The sequence below is a fragment of the Pseudomonas sp. LAIL14HWK12:I7 genome, assembly GCF_000483465.1.
GTDB lineage: Bacteria > Pseudomonadota > Gammaproteobacteria > Pseudomonadales > Pseudomonadaceae > Aquipseudomonas > Aquipseudomonas kermanshahensis.
This window is the reverse complement of record NZ_AXYZ01000022.1, coordinates 14,167-30,840: the sequence shown is the minus strand read 5'-3', so window position 1 is coordinate 30,840 and position 16,674 is coordinate 14,167. Positions and strand designations below refer to the sequence as shown.

Genomic DNA, 16,674 nt, shown 5'->3' with positions numbered 1-16,674 from the left:
CGATTGCAGCGGCCTTTTTTTTGCCTGGTGTTTGTTAGGTGATAGCGTTAGGGCCGCCAGGGGGATGGCGATAGATTTTTAGCGCCTATGAGATCGAGCGCCGCGCAGGCGGCGCTCGATCTCACAGGCGCTGAAAACTCATGCCAGGCACTGCAAAAAACTCAGCGGCTGCTCACGAAAGGCCAGGTAATGCCGCAACACCTGCACCGGTGCTTCGGTATGCGGGTAATGGCCAATGCCCTGCAGTTGCACGGTATCGGGCTCCGGCACCAGTTGCCGGTAACGCTCGACCATGCGCGCACCGGAAACCGGGTCGACCACACCGTTGATGAAGCGCAAGGGCACCCCTTCACGTTGCAACGCCCCCACCCAACGCTCGCGGTGCAGGGTGCGCTCCGGCCAGTAGCCGGCCAGCTTGTGCAAAATGCGCGTGCCGCGGTTGGCGGCGATCAGGCTCCAGCAATCGTCCAGTGCGCTTTCACTGGGGTGGGTGCAGGGGCCATAAACCTGGGTCACGTTGCGCACCAGGTCGTCACGCCCGAACGAGCGCCCCACCAACCAACCCAGGCGGCTGAGCAGCAGCTTCTGGATCAGCAGCATGCGGCAGCTTTCGGGGAACAGCCCACTGTTGAGAAACACGCAGCTGGCGATGTTCGCGCGCTGTTCGTGGTGCCGCGCCAGCAGCTCCTGGGCCACGCTGCCGCCATAGTCATGGGCCATCAGGTGCACAGGCTGGTTGACCTTGAGGTGGGTGAGCAACGCTTGCTGCAGGTCGGCCTGTTCCATCAGGCTGTAAGCGTGATTGACCGGTTTGGCGGAGTCGCCAAAGCCCAGCATGTCGCAGGCGATCAGCCGAAAACGCTGGGCCAGCGGCGCCCACAGGTAGTGCCAGTCCCAACTGGCAGTGGGGAAGCCATGTAACAGAAGCAGGGGCTCTCCTTGCCCTGCGGTCCAGTAGCGGATGCTCTGGCCCCGGAAGGTAAAACTCTGTCCCCGGGTACGCCAGACGCACAATGGAATCTCGGCCAAAGGCATCAGATCGGTCCCGGTGGAGTTGTGTTGACGGAATAGGGCAAGGCTGCGCTCATTGCATGTCACCTCGGCACTTACATGTGCTCTCTATGTCGAGGCAGAGTCTAGCCAGCCGCCCATGGGCTGAAACTTGCGTTGCCAGCCAGCTTGATGACCTTGCGAGTCAGTGGCACGAACGGTCAGAGGAGCATGGCCAGCAGCGGTGCGGCGAACAGGTTCAGCAGCCCGGTCAGGACCATGACCAAGCCGGCCACGGAGCCTTCTTCGCGGCCCACTTCCTGGGCCCTGCTGACCCCAGCACCATGCGCCCCGACCCCGAACAACGCACCCCGCGCTAAAGGTGTGCGCAAGGGCAACCAACGCAGCAGCACCCCGCCGAACATCGCGCCCAGTACCCCGGTGAACATCACGAATACCGCGGTCAGTTCCGGTACGCCGCCGAGGTCGTGGGCCAGCGGCATGGCGAACGGCGTGGTGATCGAGCGCGGCACCAGCGACAGGCTGATCGCATTGTCCAGCGCCAACAGGTGAGCCAGCCCCCAGGAGCTGGCGATCGAAGCGGTGCTGCCGGCCAGCATGCCCATCAGCAATGCCGGCCAGTGGCGCGCCAACATAGCCCGCTGCTGCCAGATGGGCACCGCGAATGCCACGGTCACCGGGCCCAGCACGCCCATCAGCCAATGCGTGTTGCGCGCGTACTCGGCATAAGCGGTGTGCAACGGCACGGCCACCGCCAGCAGCAGCGCAGGGACCAGGATCAGCGGCGACAGCAGGTAGCGCCCGCTGCGCCGGTACAGCCAGCGGCTGCCCAGGTAGGCCAGCAGGGTCAGCGCCAGCCAGAACAGCGGCATAGGTTCAAGGCTCATGGCGCAGCCTCCAGCGGCACACCAGTTCGACGGTGAGCGCAGTCACCACCATGACAATCAGCGTGCTCACGGCAATCACCAGCAGGATGCGCCAGCCTTCCTCGCGCACCAGGGTGCCGTAATCGAGCAGGCTCATCAGCGCAGGAATGAAGAACAGCAGCATTTCCGCCATCAGCCAGCCGGCGCCCAGCTGCAACGTGGCCGGCTTGACCACACCGCTGGCGAACAACAGCAGAAGCAGCGCCAGCCCCATCACGCCACCGGGGATGGGCCAGCCGAGCCACACAGCCAGCTGGCCACCGAGCAGGAACAGGGCAAACAGGATCGCCAGCTCGACGAGCAGGCGCAGGGCTTTTTTCACTAACGCGGGTTTCATGGGGGTACTTCCTCGACAGGCCCTCATTTTAAGATTTGCCTGCCTAGGCCAGAAGCGAATTGTTAGACTGATCAGCATTCCAAAACGGAATTGCGACCATGGAATTCAAACAACTGCGCAGCTTCATCGAAGTGGTGCACCGCGGGGGCTTTACCCAAGCGGCGCAGACCCTGCACATCAGCCAGTCGGCGGTAAGCAAGCAAGTGGCTCAGCTGGAGCAAGATGTAGGCCAGCCACTGCTTGAGCGGCAGGCTTCGCAGCTGCACCTGACCGCCGCCGGGCGCATCGTGCTAGAGCGCGGCGAAGCGTTGTTGCGCCAGCGCCAGGCATTGCTCAGCGAACTGGATGACCTCGGCCAGATGGCACGCGGCGAATTGCGCCTGGGCTTGCCGATACTGGGCAGTGACGCCTTATTCGCCGGCCTGTTCGCTGAATACCGGCGACGCTACCCCAACATCTCGATTCAATTGCTCGAAGGCGGCAGCCGCAGCGTCGAGCAGGCGGTGCGCAGCGGCGAGCTGGAGCTCGGTGGCAGCCTGACGCCCAGTGACGAAGCCTTCGCGTTCCAGCCATTTTGCAACGAGCCACTCGATGCCCTGCTACCGGCCGGGCATGCGCTGGCTGGGGAGGCTGGGGTGCATTTGCGGCAACTGGCCGATACGCCTTTTTTGCTGTATCAGCGCAGCTTCGTGCTTAATGACCGGCTGCTCAAGGCCTGCCAGCAGCAGGGTTTTACCCCGAAAGAAGGCGGGCGCAGTGGCCAGGCGGACTTCCTGGTGGCGTTGGTGGCAGCCGGCCAAGGCGTGGTGTTGCTGCCCCGTGTTGTGGCAAAGGCGCTGGAGCGCCCTGGGGTGGTGCGCTTGCCACTGCAGTCGCCGAAGGACCTGCGTTGGGATATCGCATTCATCTGGCGGCGGGGGGCGTACCTGTCACGAGCGGCGCAGGCGTGGCTAGCGTTATTGCGTGAGCGTGAGGTGCAGCGCTGAAGCGGTAGGAGCGGCCTTGCGCCGCTCCTACAGGCGTCAGGCCTTCAGCGCCTGGGCAAATTCTGCCAACCACGGTTCGGCATCGGCTTCCGGGGTCACCGTTTCGCTGGCATCCAGGCGCAGCATCGGCTGCACTTCACGTACCCCCAACTCAGCGAACAACTCACGCATCTGCTCGCCGCCACCGCAATAGGTATCGCCATAACTGGCGTCGCCCAACGCAATCACCGCACCCGGCAGGCCACGCCAGGCGGCGGGCAAGGTGTCGCGAAGGGTGCTGTACAGCGGCATGAGGTTGTCCGGCAGCTCGCCCATGCCGGTGGTCGAAGTCACCGCCAGAAAAGCCTGCGGTGCAAAACCTTCAAGGTCCTGCAGGGTGGCACGTACAGCATGCCAGGCCTCAAAACCTGCGGCCTTGAGCAACGATTCGGCATGACAGGCGACTTCTTCGGCGGTGCCGTACACCGACCCGGAAATAATGGCGACTTTCATCGGGAAGAGGATTCCGAAACTGAGTGAAAACGTAGGATACTAGCATTCAACGCTGGCAAAAGGCCGCCCCTACCTAAGTACCAGCCCCCCTGCCTCTTCGCCCAATGGCCCGAACATGATCAACGCGCAACTGCTGCAATCCATGGTCGATGCGTCCAACGACGGGATCGTGGTCGCTGAACAGGAAGGCGAAGACACCATCCTGATCTACGTGAACGCTGCCTTCGAACGCCTGACCGGCTACACCCGTGACGACATTCTTTATCAGGATTGCCGCTTCCTGCAGGGCAGCGACCGCGACCAGCTAGGCCGTGCGCGCATTCGCAAAGCCCTGGCCGAAGGCCGGCCATGCCGAGAGGTGCTGCGCAACTACCGCAAAGACGGCAGCGCATTCTGGAACGAGTTGTCGATCACGCCGGTGAAGAGCGACGCCGACCAACGCACCTACTTTATCGGTATCCAGAAGGACGTCAGCCGCCAGGTCGAGCTGGAGCGCGAACTGGCCGAAATGTGCGCGCGTCCGAAAAACGACCTACGCTCCTGAACCAAACGCGCTACGCACGGTCAATCCCGTTGAAGAAATCGCCACCTCCGAGTTCGATCATGCAAGCAGATGCGCTCCTGACCCAGGACGAGCTGGATTTCATACAGAACATGCAGCATTCGCCACAGCTGAACCTGGCTGACTCGATGTCCAGCCTGCTGGTCAATGGCGACCGTCGGATCCAGACCTTGCTCACCCGTTTGGTGGCCAACGAGCAGGTCACCTTGCAGGCGCAGTTCAACAACCAGCAGATCAGCTTTCCGCTGCAACTGGTGGAAGACGAGTTCCATGCCCTGCACCTGCAACTGGGCTCACCGGAAATCTACGAAGACGGCCCGATGCTACGCCCATGGCGCTTGTCCATGGACCAGCCAAGCGCGTTGCTGGATACACACGATCAGCCGAGCGGCCTGTGGGTTCGCGAAATTTCGTTCAAGGGCGCGCTGGTCGAGATCCGCGACCTGGCGCAAGCACCTGCACGTTTCGAGTTGCATTTCGCACCGGCCGGCATTGCCCCCATCGAGCTGCACGGGGTGCTGCGCCGACGCATTGGCCCTGACCTTGCGGCCTACGATTTAAGCCGCAGCCCGGTCGAAGAAATCGAGCGCCTGCGCGGCTACATCCTGCAAGCCCATCGTCAGGCGCACCCAGAGCTGCACAGTCAGGTGTCGAGCTGACCGGCCAGAAACTGCCGCAACCGCTGACGCATCACGCTGCTCTCTGCCCCCAGGCACGCCACCGGGCTGCCTGCCAGGCTGTCCTGGGCCAACTCGGCCACTTCACCGGCAAGCAATAACGGGCATTCAAGGCCAACCACCAAGCGTTCGAGGCGTTTGCTCAATTCCACGGTCGGCGCCTGGTTGGAGAACAACACCAAGGCATCAGGCTTGAGTCGCTCGCAGATCAGCGTCAGCTCCTGCATCGGTTGCCCAGGCGCCAACAAACTCACCCCCACCTCGTCACTGCCCAGCAACAAGGCGGTTACCAGCAGCTCCAGTTCGTGACACGGCCCGGGCAAGGGCGCCAGCAACACCGTGCGGCTGCGGGCCATGCGCGCCAGTTGAAGACGCACGAACACTCGCCCGCGCAAGAACTGATCGAGAAACAGCCATGCGCTGGCCTGCCCAAACGCCCGCGGACCGTAACCACCCTGGCCTGCTGCCAGGTCGTGCCACACCGGCATGAAGATGTCGCCGAACACTTGATCCAGGGTATGGCCAGCGAACACCTGATCGAACAAACGGTGAAGGCTCGCGCTGTCGAAGCGCTGCACCGCCTCCAGAATCTGCTGCTGCCAGGCCAGGCGCACGTCCATCAAGTCGCTGCTTTGCTGCACCTGCGCCTGGCTCCGCACCAGGATGCTACCCACCTTGCTCACCGCCACGCCGCGCTCCAGCCAGCCCAGGATGCTGCGGATATCGTCGATATCAGCCTGGGAGTACAGACGATGGCCACTGTCGGTGCGGGTTGGCTGAATGAGGCCGTAGCGACGCTCCCAGGCGCGCAAGGTGACCGGGTTCACGCCTGTCAGTCGGGAGACTTCCCGAATCGGGAACAGCTCCTGGTGTTCCAGGCCCGCATCGACTGCCGAGCTACGTCCCTGTTTGTTCATCTGCACTTTGTACCCTGTGTGCCGAAGTTGAAGCTGCATATTACTACGACAGCATAGGCCGCCGGTTAACAACCGTTTGCCAGCCAACACTTGCCGAACACTGCATTATCGCGATAATTCGCGCCCGATTCTTGCATGCACGCTGGCGTCGCCCACCACCCCGGGCGACGCAGCCAAGGGGCCAGCTACCCGCCAGCCCCGTCGCCAGGAGATACACGATGTCTACCCCACCCGTCACCCTGATGGTGTCGCGCCGCGCCGCCCATGGCCGCTACCAGGACCTGCTGACCTGGCTCCATGAAGGCGAGCAACTGGCCACCGACTTCCCCGGCTACCTCGGCTCCGGCATCCTCGCGCCACCCCGTGACAGCGATGAATTCCAGATCATCTTCCGCTTCAGCGACGAACCTACCCTGCACGCCTGGGAGCATTCCGCTTCGCGCAAGGCCTGGCTGCAACGCGGCAACGGGCTGTTCGAGCGCCCCAAAGAGGCGCGTGTCAGTGGTATCGATGACTGGTTTGGCACCCATACGGTGCAAAAACCGCCGCGCTGGAAGCAGGCCGTCGCCATTTGGCTGGCCTTCTTCCCCGTGTCGTTGCTGTTCAACCTGTTGTTCGGCCATTGGCTGGCAGGCCTCGACCTGGTACCACGGGTGATGCTCAGTACCCTGGCCCTGACGCCAGTGATGGTCTACCTGTTCATCCCCCTCTCCACCCGCTTGCTGGCCGGCTGGCTGAACCCTGCCGCGCCCACCCCTGCAGCGCTGCGCAGCCGCTGAGGGCTGGTCTACAAGAGGGAAACAGTTCGGGTATGCTGGGCGGCAACGAAAGGACAGACAAGTTGACCGCCCCGAACATGAACAGCCCAATTCTCGTTACCGGAGCCAGCCAGCGCGTCGGGCTGGCCCTTGCCCTCGACCTGGCCCAAGCCGGCCATACTGTGATCAGTGCCAGCCGCAGCCTCCAGCCGCAGTCCGCACACCCCAACATCGTGCAGTTCCAGGCTGACCTGTGCCTGGCCGCCGACCGCCAGGCGCTTATCGACTACCTGCAAGGCAACTACGACGGCTTGCGCGCGATCATTCACAACGCATCGCTGTGGCTCGACGACGGCCTGGCCAACCTCGACACCATGTTCCGCCTGCACGTCGAAGCGCCCTACCACCTCAACCTGGCCCTGGGCGAGATGCTCGGCAAGGCCGGCAACGTGGGCAAAGCCGACATCATTCACATCTGCGACGAAACCTCTTCGCGGGGTAGCAAGAGCCACATCGGCTACGCCGCCACCAAAGCCGCGCTGCAGAACATGGTGCTGTCGTTCGCCGAAAAATATGCGCCCAAGGTGCACGTCAACGGTATCCTGCCTGGGCTGCTGATCCTCAAGGAAGGGGGCGATGAAGCCTACCGCCAGCAGACCTTGAAAAAGGCCCTGCTGGAATTCGAACCCGGCGCCGGCCCGCTGATCGAGACGGTCAAATACCTGCTCGAAAGCCAGTACAGTACCGGTAGCCAGGTGGTCATCAACGGTGGCCGCCACCTGAAGAATCGCATGACCTGAGAGAAGCCCATGACCCCGCAACAACAGCTCGAGCTCGAAGCCGCCGCGTTCCGGCGCCTGGTCGAACACCTGCAGAAACGTACCGACGTGCAGAACATCGACCTGATGAACCTGTCCGGTTTCTGCCGTAACTGCCTGTCCAAGTGGTACAAGGCCGCGGCCGACGAGCGCCAGGTCGACCTGAGCCTGGATGACGCCCGCGAAGCGGTGTACGGCATGCCCTACGCCGAGTGGAAAGCCCAACACCAGAAAGAAGCCAGCGCCGAACAACAAGCGGCGTTCGAAAAAGGAAAACCTCGTGACTGATCTGAACACCCTGCGCGCCAGCCTGGCCAGCGGCGAACACGTCTTTGCCGACACCTTGGCCTTTATCGCCGCCCACTACAGCTACCAGCCGCAGGCCTTCAACAACGGCGGTGTGGAAAACGCCGCTGGGCAGAACGAAGGCTCGTGCAAGACCCTGGGCCTGGCCCTGCTGGAAGGCTTGAGCGATGAAGAGGCCCTGCTGGCCTTTGGTGAGCATTATCGCGATGTCGTGGCCACGCCAGAGGGCAGTGACCATGGCAATATCCGGGCGCTGATCGAGCATGGTTTGGCGGGTGTGAAATTTACCGCGCAGCCGCTTTCGCGCAAGGCTTGAGATTGCTGGGGCCGCTGTGCGGCCCTTTCGCAGGCAAGCCAGCTCCTACAGGGGCAGCACGGGCCTCAGGTATTGCGCAGGCCCTGTGAGGGCCAATCAGCTGATGATCTGCCCCGGCCTGTTCGGCAGCAACTCACCGCGCTGCAGCCACGCCAGCGCAATCGGCCACAAGCGCTCGCGGAAGCGGTCATGGAAAAACGCGAAATGGCCTATTTCCTCGACCGAGATATCCACAGGCGCAATGCGCAGGTGCTGGCGCTCGGCCCCCTGCAAATACCCTAGCAATCGCTCTGTCGCCGCCACGGTGCCGAATGGGTCATCGGTGAGGCTGATCGCCAGCGTTGCCGCCCGGACGTGCGCAAACGGCACCCTCTCCAAGCTGCGCCCGCTTGGCCGGTGCTCGTAGCGTGGCGTACGGGTAGTCCAGTCGTGCACCACGCCCGCCGGGGTGTCTTCCATCCAGCCCAGGCGCTTGCCGGGGAAGTAGCCGAAGGCGTGGGTCAGCAAGGGCATCACCACATGCCATTTGCCGAACAGCCGCCAACGCTGATCGGCCGCATAATCGCGCCAGTAGGCGAACTGCGCGCCCACCATCACTACCCGCCTGACCCGGCCAGCAGACGGCGCCAACCCCACTGCGCAACCGCCAAAGCTGTGCCCCACCACATCGATGGGCTGGCCGGGGAATGCCTGTTCGGCGTGCGTCAGCATGGCTTCGAAGTCCAACTGCCCCCAGTCGCTCCAGGACGCCTGAAAACCACGCAGTGTTGGCGGCCGAGATTCGCCGATGCCGCGGTAATCGTAGGTGAGCACATCGCAGCCCTGGGCGAACAGGTAGTCGGCAAAACGCGCGTAGTAGCGGCAACGCACCGAAGTGGCGGCGTTGATGATCACCAGCGGGCGCTGGGGATTGGCCTGGGCGTGGCGCCAGCAGAAGCCGCCGAGGCTGTAGCCGTCGGCTGCGGTGTGGCGAAAGGCGGTGGCGGGTTGGGTGAGGCTGCTCATGGCGCACATCCTGTTGTTGTGCGCCAACGCTAGCAAAAAAATCGGGGGCTGTGCCGGCCTCTTCGCGGGGCAAGCCCGCTCCCACAGGTCTCCACGGCTCTTTGGCTCAGTGGATATCCTGTGGGAGCGGGCTTGCCCCGCGAAGAGGCCGGTACAGCCCCCGACTTTTTTCAGCCTTGCTTACAGCTCGATGCAGTCGAACTGTACATCGGTAGCCACGTCTTCGTCGTAGTTGACGTCAGCGCGCTCGAAGCCGAACAGGTTGAGGAACTGCTTCTTGTAACCGGCGTAGTCGGTCAGCTCGAACAGGTTCTCGGTGGTGACTTGCGGCCACAGCGCCTTGCAGGCGGTCTGTACGTCGTCACGCAGTTCCCAGTCGTCCAGGCGCAGGCGGCCTTTCTCGTCAACCTCAGCCGCAGCGCCATCGGCGCGGTACAGGCGATCACGGTACATGCGGTCCAGTTGGTCCTGGGTACCTTCGTGCACGCCCTTCTCCTGCATGATCTTGAAGACCATCGACAGGTACAGCGGCATCACCGGAATGGCCGAGCTGGCCTGGGTGACCACCGACTTCAGCACGGCCACGTTGGCGCCGCCTTTGACTTCGCCGGCCAGTTTCTGGTCCAGGCGCAGTGCGGTGTCGTCCAGGTCCTGCTTGGCCTGGCCCAGCGCGCCGTGCCAGTAGATCGGCCAGGTGATGTCGCTGCCGATGTAGCTGAAGGCCACGGTGCGGGCGCCTTCGGCCAGCACGTCGGCACCGGCCAGGGCATCGATCCACAGCTGCCAGTCCTGGCCACCCATGACGGTGACGGTGTCAGCGATTTCCTGCTCGGTAGCCGGCTCGATGCTGGCCTCGATGATGGTGTCCTTGTTGGTGTCGATGGCGGTCGACTTGTACGGCTGGCCAATTGGCTTGAGCGCCGAACGGATCACTTCACCGGTCTGCGGCAGCTTGCGCACCGGGGACGCCAGGGAGTAGATGACCAGGTCGACCTTGCCGCCCATTTCGGTCTTGATCAGCTCGATGACCTTGGCACGGGCTTCATCGGAGAAGGCGTCACCGTTGATCGACTTGCTGTACAGGCCCTCGGCCTTGGCGAACTTGTCGAACGCGGCAGAGTTGTACCAGCCAGCGGTACCGGCCTTGGTCTCGGTACCTGGTTTTTCGAAGAACACGCCCAGGGTGTCGGCCTTGAAGCCGAACGCTGCGGTAATGCGCGCTGCCAGGCCGTAGCCGCTGGAAGCACCAATCACCAGGACCTTCTTCGGGCCATCCTCGCGCACGCCCAGCTTGCGGGTGGCTTCGATCTGGTCACGGACGTTGAGCTCGCAGCCCTTCGGGTGGGTCGTGGTGCAGATGAAACCGCGGACCTTAGGATGAATGATGGCCAATGTCTGTACCTCGTCAGGTTTATGCCAGGGAAGCGCCGCCACGGGCGATTCCGATTGATCAGAGGGTGAGACTACCCCCGCAGGTTATCGGACACATCTTACGGGGTGTTTGAGGGGATTCAAAACGGCGCTTGCTGCGTCAACTGGCCTTGCAACCACTGCAAAAACCGCTGCGCCAATGGATCATCCTGGCTGTCGCGGTGCACCAGGCAGGCCCACGCTGGCCCCCGCACCTGCTGTGGCGATAGCGCTTGCAAGCGCCCCTGCGCCACCGCCCGCCGGGCCAGCAGCTGGCTGACCAGCGCGATACCCAGCCCTTCGCTGGCGGCATCCAACAGCAACCCCGGGTCGGAGAAGTTAAGCCCCTTGCCCTGCTGCCCCACGTCTTCACCGCCCTCCAGTTGCCAATGGCTCCAGTCCATTTCCCGCTCACCGTGCAAAGTAGTGCGTGCCGTCGAAGACACCAGAGAAGGGTGGCAGGCCGGGTACAGCGTGTCCTGGTGCAATACGCTGAAACTGCATTCGGCCTGGGCGCTCAGGTCGTCGCGGATGGCAAGGTCGATGGTCTCGGTCGCCATGTCTGGCACCTCGAAACTGGTGAACAGCCACAGGTCGACCTCCGGGCAGCGCTGATGGAAGTCGGCCAGCCGCGGCAGCAGCCAGTGCCGGGCAAAGGCCGGGCTGGTGTTGACCACCAACTGATTGGGCTTGCGGTACTGCTCGAGGCGACGGATGCCCACGGCCAGGTGCTGCAGCAGCGACTGGGTGGTACTGAGCAGATCGTGGCCGGCATCGGTCAGGCTCACGCTGCGCCCGCTGCGATGGAACAAGGGTTGTTCCAGGTAGGTTTCCAGGCTGCGGATTTGCTGGCTGATCGCCGACTGAGTGAGGTTGAGGGCCTCGGCAGCCTTGTGGAAGCTGCCAAGCCGCGCAGCGGCCTCGAAGCCCCTGAGGGCATTGAGGGGTGGCCAGTGTTTGAGCATGATCGATAAGCCCCGCTAATCAGATGTGCGCTAAATCTATCGTTTGTCGCTGAACGTTCCTAGCCATAGCATGGCAACCAACACCCGCGACGGCGGGCTTCGTTGATAAAAATCCTTAATAGATCGGAGTTCTCTATGGACCTGTCCCTCGACAGCGGCTGGCGCATGCCCGCCGAATGGGCCCGCCACGCAGCCACCTGGATGATCTGGCCGCACAACCAAGCGCTGTGGGAAAGCGGCTGGCACGTACGCCTGGCCGATGTGCAGCAGGATTACGCCCGTGTGGCCGCCGCCATCGCCCGCTTCGAACCGGTAAAAATGGTGGTCGACCCGTCTGCCGTTGAAAGCGCCCGTGCCCTGTGCGGCGCCAACATCGAGCTGATCGAGCTGACCGTCGACGACAGCTGGTGCCGTGACAGCGGCCCAAGCTTCATCTGCCATCCGCAGCACGGCCTGGCCGGCCTGAGCTGGCGCTTCAACGCCTGGGGCGGCAAGTCGCAACACGGCCGCGACCGCAGCCTGGGCCGGCGCATGCTCGATCACCTGGGGCTCGATGGCTTCAGCACTGCGCTGTGCAATGAGGGCGGTGCTATTCATGTGGACGGCGAAGGCACCCTGATCACCACCGAATCGGTGCTGCTCAACCCCAACCGCAACCCCGGCATCAGCAAGGCCGAATTCGAAGCCTGCTTTGCCCGCTACCTGGGCATTCGCAAAACCATCTGGCTGCCTGGCGACCCGCAGTACGTCACCGGTGACATGACCGACGGGCATGTCGACGGCGTGTGCGCCTTCGCTCGCCCCGGCGTGCTGCTGGTCGACGCCACCCATGAGCAAAGCTCGGTGTATGCCGAAGTGGCGCGGGAAAACCGCCGCGCCCTGGCGCTTGCCACCGACGCGCAAGGCCGGCCTTTCGAGCTGCTCGACCTTTACGAAGCCAGCGCTGCGCTCGACCAGGACGCTGAAGTGTTCTGCGCGTCCTACACCAATTTCTACATTGCCAACGGCGCAATCATCATGCCGGCCTACGGCATCCCTGCCGACCAGGAGGCTGCCGCGCAACTGGCCGTTGCCTTCCCCGGCCGCGAGATCGTACCGGTACGCATCGACCACATCGCCCACGGCGGTGGCGGCATCCACTGCATCACCCAGCAGCAACCCGAGGTGCGACCATGAGCCTGCTGCGCATTGCCACCACCCAGATGCCATGCACCTGGGACCTGCCCGCCAACCTCGACCGCGCCGAACAGCTGGTGCGCCAGGCCGCTGCCAAAGGCGCCCAGGTGATTCTGCTGCAAGAGCTGTTCGCCACCCCGTACTTCTGCATCGAGCAGGACCACCGGCACCTGGCATTGGCCCAGCCCTACCCCGACAGCCCGATCCTGCAGCGCTTCGCCGCGCTGGCCAGAGAGCTGGGCGTGGTGTTGCCATTGAGTTGGTACGAACGGGCCGGCAATGCCTTTTTCAACGCGCTGACCGTGGCCGATGCCGACGGCCGCCTGCTCGGGGTCTACCGCAAGACGCATATCCCCAATGCCATCGGCTATCAGGAGAAAGAGTACTTCAGCCCTGGCGATACCGGTTTCAAGGTTTGGGATACGGCGTTCGGCCGGCTGGGCATCGGCATCTGCTGGGACCAGTGGTTCCCCGAAACGGCCCGCTGCCTGGCCCTGCTGGGCGCCGAAGTGCTGCTGTTCCCCACCGCCATCGGCTCCGAGCCCGGCGCCGCGGAGCTGGACTCACGCGATCATTGGCAAATCGCCATGCGCGGGCATGCTGCCGCCAACCTGCTGCCGGTGGTCGCGGCCAACCGCGTGGGCCGCGAAGTGGCCGGCAGCGATGACACCCTGGCGATGCAGTTTTATGGCTCATCGTTTATCTGCGACCACAAAGGCGCATTGCTCGCCGAAGCCGACCGCGACAGCAGCGGTATCTGGCTGCACGACCTGGACCTTGGGCGCATGCGCGAAGACCGCCTGACCTGGGGCATCTACCGCGACCGCCGCCCGGACATGTATGCGCCGTTGCTGACCCTGGACGGCCACCACACCCATGTCACGAGGGCCTGAACATGAAGTTGCTACCGCTGGCTGCACTTGCCCTGGCGCTCTGCGCCAGCCACGCCCAGGCTGAACAACCGACCCTGCGCTTGTACAACTGGGCCGATTATTTTGCCGAGGACACCCTCAAGCAATTCACCGCCCAAACGGGCATCCAGGTGATCTACGACGTCATGGACGGCAGCGAGGTGCTCGAAGCCAAGCTGATGTCCGGGCGCAGCGGTTATGACCTGGTGTTCCCCGGCGACACCGTGGCCGAGCGGCTGATGCGCGCCGGCAGCCTGCAGCCGCTCGACCCCAGCCGCCTCGAGGCCCTGGATGACATCGAGCCCGGCCTGCGCGCGCTGCATGCCCGCTACCCCAAGGCCAGCCAGGCGACAGTGCCGTACACCTGGGGCACCATCGGCCTGACGGTGAATGCCGACAAGGTCCGCCAGCGCCTGCCGAACGCGCCGCTGGACGACCTCGACCTGTTGCTGAAACCGGAGCTGGCGGCCAAGTTCGCCGACTGCGGCATCTCGATCATCGACTCGCCAGACGAAGTGCTTGCCGTGGTCCTCAACTACCTGGGCCGGGAGCCGCGCAGCGCCAAACGCGAAGACCTGGCTGCCGCCAGCGAGCTGCTCAAGGCCATCCGCCCCTATGTGCGCAAGTTCCAGTCGCAACCGGTGACCGAGCTGGTCAACGAAAACCTGTGCGTGTCTCTGGGCTACAGCGGCGATGTGATCCAAGCCCAGCGCACGGCCGAGGCTGCGGGCAAGGCGATCGACTTCCAATACCGCGTGCCGCGCCAAGGCACCACGGTGTGGATGGATACCATGGCCATCCCCGCCGATGCCAAACACCCGGAATACGCCTATCGTTTCATCAACTTCGTCATGCGCCCGGCAAACATGGCGGCCATCAGCAACTTCACCGGCTACCCCACGGCCAGTGCCAAGGCGCGCCAGGCCGTCGAGCCACGCATGCGCGACAACCCCGACATCTACCTCGACGAAGCCACCTATGCCCGGCTGATACCCGGCCGGGACATTCCCCAGGCCGACATGCGTGCGCGCATGCGGGTGTGGACACGCTTCAAGACTGCACAGGACTGAACCATGCCACGTGGTGCCATGCCAAACCGTAGAACCTTCCTGCAACTGTCGCTGGCCGCAGGGCTGGGGGCCAGCCTCGGCCTGCCGCTGGGCCTGGCCCGCGCCGAGGCGCCGGAGCGCTGGTTCATGCCTGATGAGGGCGAGCCGCAGCAACGCGCCTTTATCGCCTTCGGCGCCCAGCCGGCGATCTGGGAAGACTTCACTACCGACGTCCAGGCCGCTCTGGGCCGCATCGCCCAGGCCATTACACGCTACCAGCCGCTGACGGTGTTTTGCCGCCCCAGCGAACTGGCGCTGGCCAAGCAACACTGCGCCAGCCCCAACACCCAATTCGTGACCTGCGAGCTGGATGACATCTGGATGCGCGACATCGGCGCCAACTTCGTTGTCGACGATGACGGTGCTTTGGCCGCGGTCGATTTCAACTTCAACGGCTGGGGCAACAAGCAGCGCCACCGCAACGATGCCCTGCTGGCCAAACGCGTCGCCACGCTAGCCAAGGCCCACTACCAGCGCAGTGAACTGGTGGGTGAAGGTGGCGCCATCGAGGTCGATGGCCATGGCACCGGGATCATGACCGAAAGCAGCTGGGTAAACGCCAACCGCAACCCCGGCTGGAGCAAAGCCGAGGTGGAAGCCGAGCTCAAGGCGCGCCTGGGGTTGAGCACGATCATCTGGTTGCCGGGTATCGCCGGTGAGGACATCACCGATGGCCATGTGGATTTTTATGCGCGCTTCGTACGGCCAGGCGTGGTGATCGCCAACCTCGACAACGACCCTGAATCTTACGACCATGCCGTGACCCGCAAGCACCTGGAGATTCTCAAACAGGCCACTGATGCCGAGGGCCGCCGACTGCAAGTCCACGTGGTCTCACCGCCGATGCGCGGCCGGCGCAACAGGTTCAGCAAGGGCAACCCGGACTTTGCGGCAGGCTATATCAACTACTTCGTCATCAACGGCGCGGTCATTGCGCCGCAGTTCGGTGATGCCCAGGCCGACGAGAAAGCGCGGGCGCTGCTGGCGTCGCTCTACCCGGACCGGGACATTGTGCAGTTGGACATCGATGCCATCGCGGCAGGGGGTGGCGGCATCCATTGCGTGACCCACCAGTGCCCGGCGGTGTAAGTGCTCGCGCAGCGCCAAGCACTCACTGATCGTCCGGCAATCGACGCCTGCCGGTCAGCATCGACAAGGGCAGGTTCTCGCGCAGGCGCAGGCTCTCGACGATCGCCGCCAGCACGTGCACGCAGACTAATGCCAGCACCGCGTCGGCCAGGAAGCTGTGCAGGGTCATCGGCCAGTCGGCGCCCCACAGGGCGTCGACCTCCTGCGACGCCCACCCGGTCAGGCCCAGGCCCGCGATCCCGGTCAGCATCAACAGCATCACCAGGGCGCCAATCGGCGAATGCCCCAGGCGATGGTAAGGCTGCCCACGTACCAGCGCCCGGGTGTGGGCGGCCAGGCGCGCCGGGGTCGGCCAAAAGTCGGCCCAACGCGCGCTTTGCGGGCCGACAAAGCCCCAGACCAGGCGTAACAACACGCACGCCAGCCCGTAGTAGCCCAGCCACTGATGCCAGTCGTCGCCCTCTTCATTGAAAAAATAATCCGCGAAAAACACCGTGGCCAACGACAGGTGGCACAGCCGCAGGAGGGGGTCCCACAGCTGCACCGTGGCATCAGCCTTCAATCTTCGTACTCGGTCTTGACTGCCTTGCCGCTGACCGGGTCATGGTAGATCTCGACCTTACGGCCATCCTTGTCGAAACCGTAGATTTCGTAGCAGTTGCCTTTGGTGACCTTGAACGTGTTGATCTTGTAGCCCTGTTCCTTGAGCTGGGCCTGGAATTTTTCTGGGTCTTGCCACGTGCTTTTATCTGCTGTGGTGCATTGGGTGGCGGCGAATGCTGTGCTGCTGCCGATCAGTAGGGTGAGAGCGATCAGGATGCGCATGGACATGAGCTCCGTTACGTTGAGTGAAACAGCACGACATCCAGCTTAGACCCGGGGCCAGCGGCTTGCATAAGTGCA

General features: G+C 63.6%; 21 protein-coding genes. 11 read left to right on the top strand and 10 right to left on the bottom strand.

The window, feature by feature from the left end:
* Nucleotides 1-138: 138 nt before the first annotated feature.
* The 3 genes from D886_RS0118140 to D886_RS0118130 form a co-directional block, all read right to left on the bottom strand.
* The gene (locus D886_RS0118140) at nucleotides 139-1,035 is read right to left on the bottom strand and encodes an alpha/beta fold hydrolase (protein ID WP_027595259.1); all 897 of its coding nucleotides are present in this window, start codon (nucleotides 1,033-1,035) and stop codon (nucleotides 139-141) included.
* Nucleotides 1,036-1,211: 176 nt separating this feature from the next.
* Nucleotides 1,212-1,898 carry an LrgB family protein gene (locus D886_RS0118135; RefSeq protein ID WP_027595258.1) on the bottom strand — a complete coding sequence of 229 codons (687 nt, stop codon included), beginning with the start codon at nucleotides 1,896-1,898 and terminating at the stop codon, nucleotides 1,212-1,214.
* Entirely contained in the window at nucleotides 1,888-2,274 is a 387-nt protein-coding gene (locus D886_RS0118130) for a CidA/LrgA family protein (RefSeq protein WP_027595257.1), read from the bottom strand. The genes D886_RS0118135 and D886_RS0118130 overlap by 11 nt, the downstream gene beginning before the upstream one ends.
* A gap of 98 nt (nucleotides 2,275-2,372) precedes the next feature.
* On the opposite strand from D886_RS0118130, the gene D886_RS0118125 reads away from it, so the two are divergent.
* Complete coding sequence (locus tag D886_RS0118125; protein ID WP_027595256.1) at nucleotides 2,373-3,260, top strand: LysR family transcriptional regulator; 888 nt, start codon at nucleotides 2,373-2,375, stop codon at nucleotides 3,258-3,260.
* A gap of 36 nt (nucleotides 3,261-3,296) precedes the next feature.
* On the opposite strand, the gene D886_RS0118120 is transcribed toward D886_RS0118125, so the two are convergent.
* On the bottom strand, nucleotides 3,297-3,752 hold the full coding sequence (locus D886_RS0118120; RefSeq protein ID WP_027595255.1) for a flavodoxin: 456 nt from the start codon (nucleotides 3,750-3,752) through the stop codon (nucleotides 3,297-3,299).
* 115 nt (nucleotides 3,753-3,867) lie between these two features.
* Here D886_RS0118120 and D886_RS0118115 point away from each other — a divergent pair, with 115 nt between their 5' ends.
* Together D886_RS0118115 and D886_RS0118110 are read left to right on the top strand one after the other, a co-directional pair.
* A complete protein-coding gene (locus D886_RS0118115; protein ID WP_027595254.1) occupies nucleotides 3,868-4,296 on the top strand; it encodes a PAS domain S-box protein in 429 nt (142 codons plus the stop codon).
* 59 nt (nucleotides 4,297-4,355) lie between these two features.
* Nucleotides 4,356-4,973 carry a hypothetical protein gene (locus D886_RS0118110; protein WP_027595253.1) on the top strand — a complete coding sequence of 206 codons (618 nt, stop codon included), beginning with the start codon at nucleotides 4,356-4,358 and terminating at the stop codon, nucleotides 4,971-4,973.
* On the opposite strand, the gene D886_RS0118105 is transcribed toward D886_RS0118110, so the two are convergent.
* Complete coding sequence (locus D886_RS0118105) at nucleotides 4,958-5,908, bottom strand: MerR family transcriptional regulator (protein WP_027595252.1); 951 nt, start codon at nucleotides 5,906-5,908, stop codon at nucleotides 4,958-4,960. The genes D886_RS0118110 and D886_RS0118105 overlap by 16 nt on opposite strands.
* Nucleotides 5,909-6,126: 218 nt before the next feature.
* Between D886_RS0118105 and D886_RS0118100 the strand changes: the two genes are divergently transcribed.
* The 4 genes from D886_RS0118100 to D886_RS0118085 are packed head-to-tail and all read left to right on the top strand — an operon-like array spanning nucleotide 6,127 to nucleotide 8,106.
* Nucleotides 6,127-6,687, top strand: a complete 561-nt coding sequence (locus D886_RS0118100) for an antibiotic biosynthesis monooxygenase (RefSeq protein WP_027595251.1) — start codon at nucleotides 6,127-6,129, stop codon at nucleotides 6,685-6,687.
* A 32-nt stretch (nucleotides 6,688-6,719) separates the two neighbouring features.
* Nucleotides 6,720-7,466 (top strand): dihydromonapterin reductase, encoded by a 747-nt coding sequence (gene folM / locus D886_RS0118095; protein ID WP_027595250.1) that lies wholly within the window; start codon nucleotides 6,720-6,722, stop codon nucleotides 7,464-7,466.
* A gap of 9 nt (nucleotides 7,467-7,475) precedes the next feature.
* Nucleotides 7,476-7,772: a DUF1244 domain-containing protein gene (locus D886_RS0118090; RefSeq protein ID WP_027595249.1), complete on the top strand. Its 297-nt coding sequence runs from the start codon at nucleotides 7,476-7,478 to the stop codon at nucleotides 7,770-7,772.
* A complete protein-coding gene (locus D886_RS0118085) occupies nucleotides 7,765-8,106 on the top strand; it encodes a HopJ type III effector protein (protein WP_027595248.1) in 342 nt (113 codons plus the stop codon). Before D886_RS0118090 ends, D886_RS0118085 begins: the two co-directional genes overlap by 8 nt.
* A gap of 96 nt (nucleotides 8,107-8,202) precedes the next feature.
* Here the strand turns inward: D886_RS0118085 and D886_RS0118080 are convergent, their stop codons facing one another.
* The 3 genes from D886_RS0118080 to D886_RS0118070 form a co-directional block, all read right to left on the bottom strand.
* Nucleotides 8,203-9,111, bottom strand: a complete 909-nt coding sequence (locus tag D886_RS0118080; RefSeq protein WP_027595247.1) for an alpha/beta fold hydrolase — start codon at nucleotides 9,109-9,111, stop codon at nucleotides 8,203-8,205.
* 180 nt (nucleotides 9,112-9,291) lie between these two features.
* Nucleotides 9,292-10,503, bottom strand: coding sequence for an enoyl-ACP reductase FabV (gene fabV, locus D886_RS0118075; protein WP_027595246.1), 1,212 nt, complete (start codon nucleotides 10,501-10,503; stop codon nucleotides 9,292-9,294).
* 119 nt (nucleotides 10,504-10,622) lie between these two features.
* Complete coding sequence (locus D886_RS0118070) at nucleotides 10,623-11,486, bottom strand: LysR substrate-binding domain-containing protein (protein WP_027595245.1); 864 nt, start codon at nucleotides 11,484-11,486, stop codon at nucleotides 10,623-10,625.
* A 135-nt stretch (nucleotides 11,487-11,621) separates the two neighbouring features.
* Between D886_RS0118070 and D886_RS0118065 the strand changes: the two genes are divergently transcribed.
* Genes D886_RS0118065 through D886_RS0118050 form a run of 4 tightly spaced genes read left to right on the top strand, consistent with a single transcriptional unit; the run spans nucleotide 11,622 to nucleotide 15,771 of the window.
* Nucleotides 11,622-12,662, top strand: coding sequence for an agmatine/peptidylarginine deiminase (locus tag D886_RS0118065; RefSeq protein ID WP_027595244.1), 1,041 nt, complete (start codon nucleotides 11,622-11,624; stop codon nucleotides 12,660-12,662).
* Nucleotides 12,659-13,555 (top strand): N-carbamoylputrescine amidase, encoded by an 897-nt coding sequence (aguB, locus tag D886_RS0118060; protein ID WP_027595243.1) that lies wholly within the window; start codon nucleotides 12,659-12,661, stop codon nucleotides 13,553-13,555. The genes D886_RS0118065 and aguB overlap by 4 nt, the downstream gene beginning before the upstream one ends.
* A 2-nt stretch (nucleotides 13,556-13,557) precedes the next feature.
* A complete protein-coding gene (locus D886_RS0118055) occupies nucleotides 13,558-14,643 on the top strand; it encodes an extracellular solute-binding protein (protein WP_027595242.1) in 1,086 nt (361 codons plus the stop codon).
* Nucleotides 14,644-14,661: 18 nt separating this feature from the next.
* Nucleotides 14,662-15,771, top strand: a complete 1,110-nt coding sequence (locus tag D886_RS0118050; RefSeq protein ID WP_027595241.1) for an agmatine/peptidylarginine deiminase — start codon at nucleotides 14,662-14,664, stop codon at nucleotides 15,769-15,771.
* Between the two features lie 22 nt (nucleotides 15,772-15,793).
* Here the strand turns inward: D886_RS0118050 and D886_RS0118045 are convergent, their stop codons facing one another.
* Both D886_RS0118045 and D886_RS0118040 read right to left on the bottom strand, forming a co-directional pair.
* On the bottom strand, nucleotides 15,794-16,333 hold the full coding sequence (locus D886_RS0118045; protein ID WP_027595240.1) for a cytochrome b/b6 domain-containing protein: 540 nt from the start codon (nucleotides 16,331-16,333) through the stop codon (nucleotides 15,794-15,796).
* Nucleotides 16,330-16,596 (bottom strand): PepSY domain-containing protein, encoded by a 267-nt coding sequence (locus D886_RS0118040; RefSeq protein WP_027595239.1) that lies wholly within the window; start codon nucleotides 16,594-16,596, stop codon nucleotides 16,330-16,332. Before D886_RS0118040 ends, D886_RS0118045 begins: the two co-directional genes overlap by 4 nt.
* Nucleotides 16,597-16,674 lie beyond the last annotated feature (78 nt).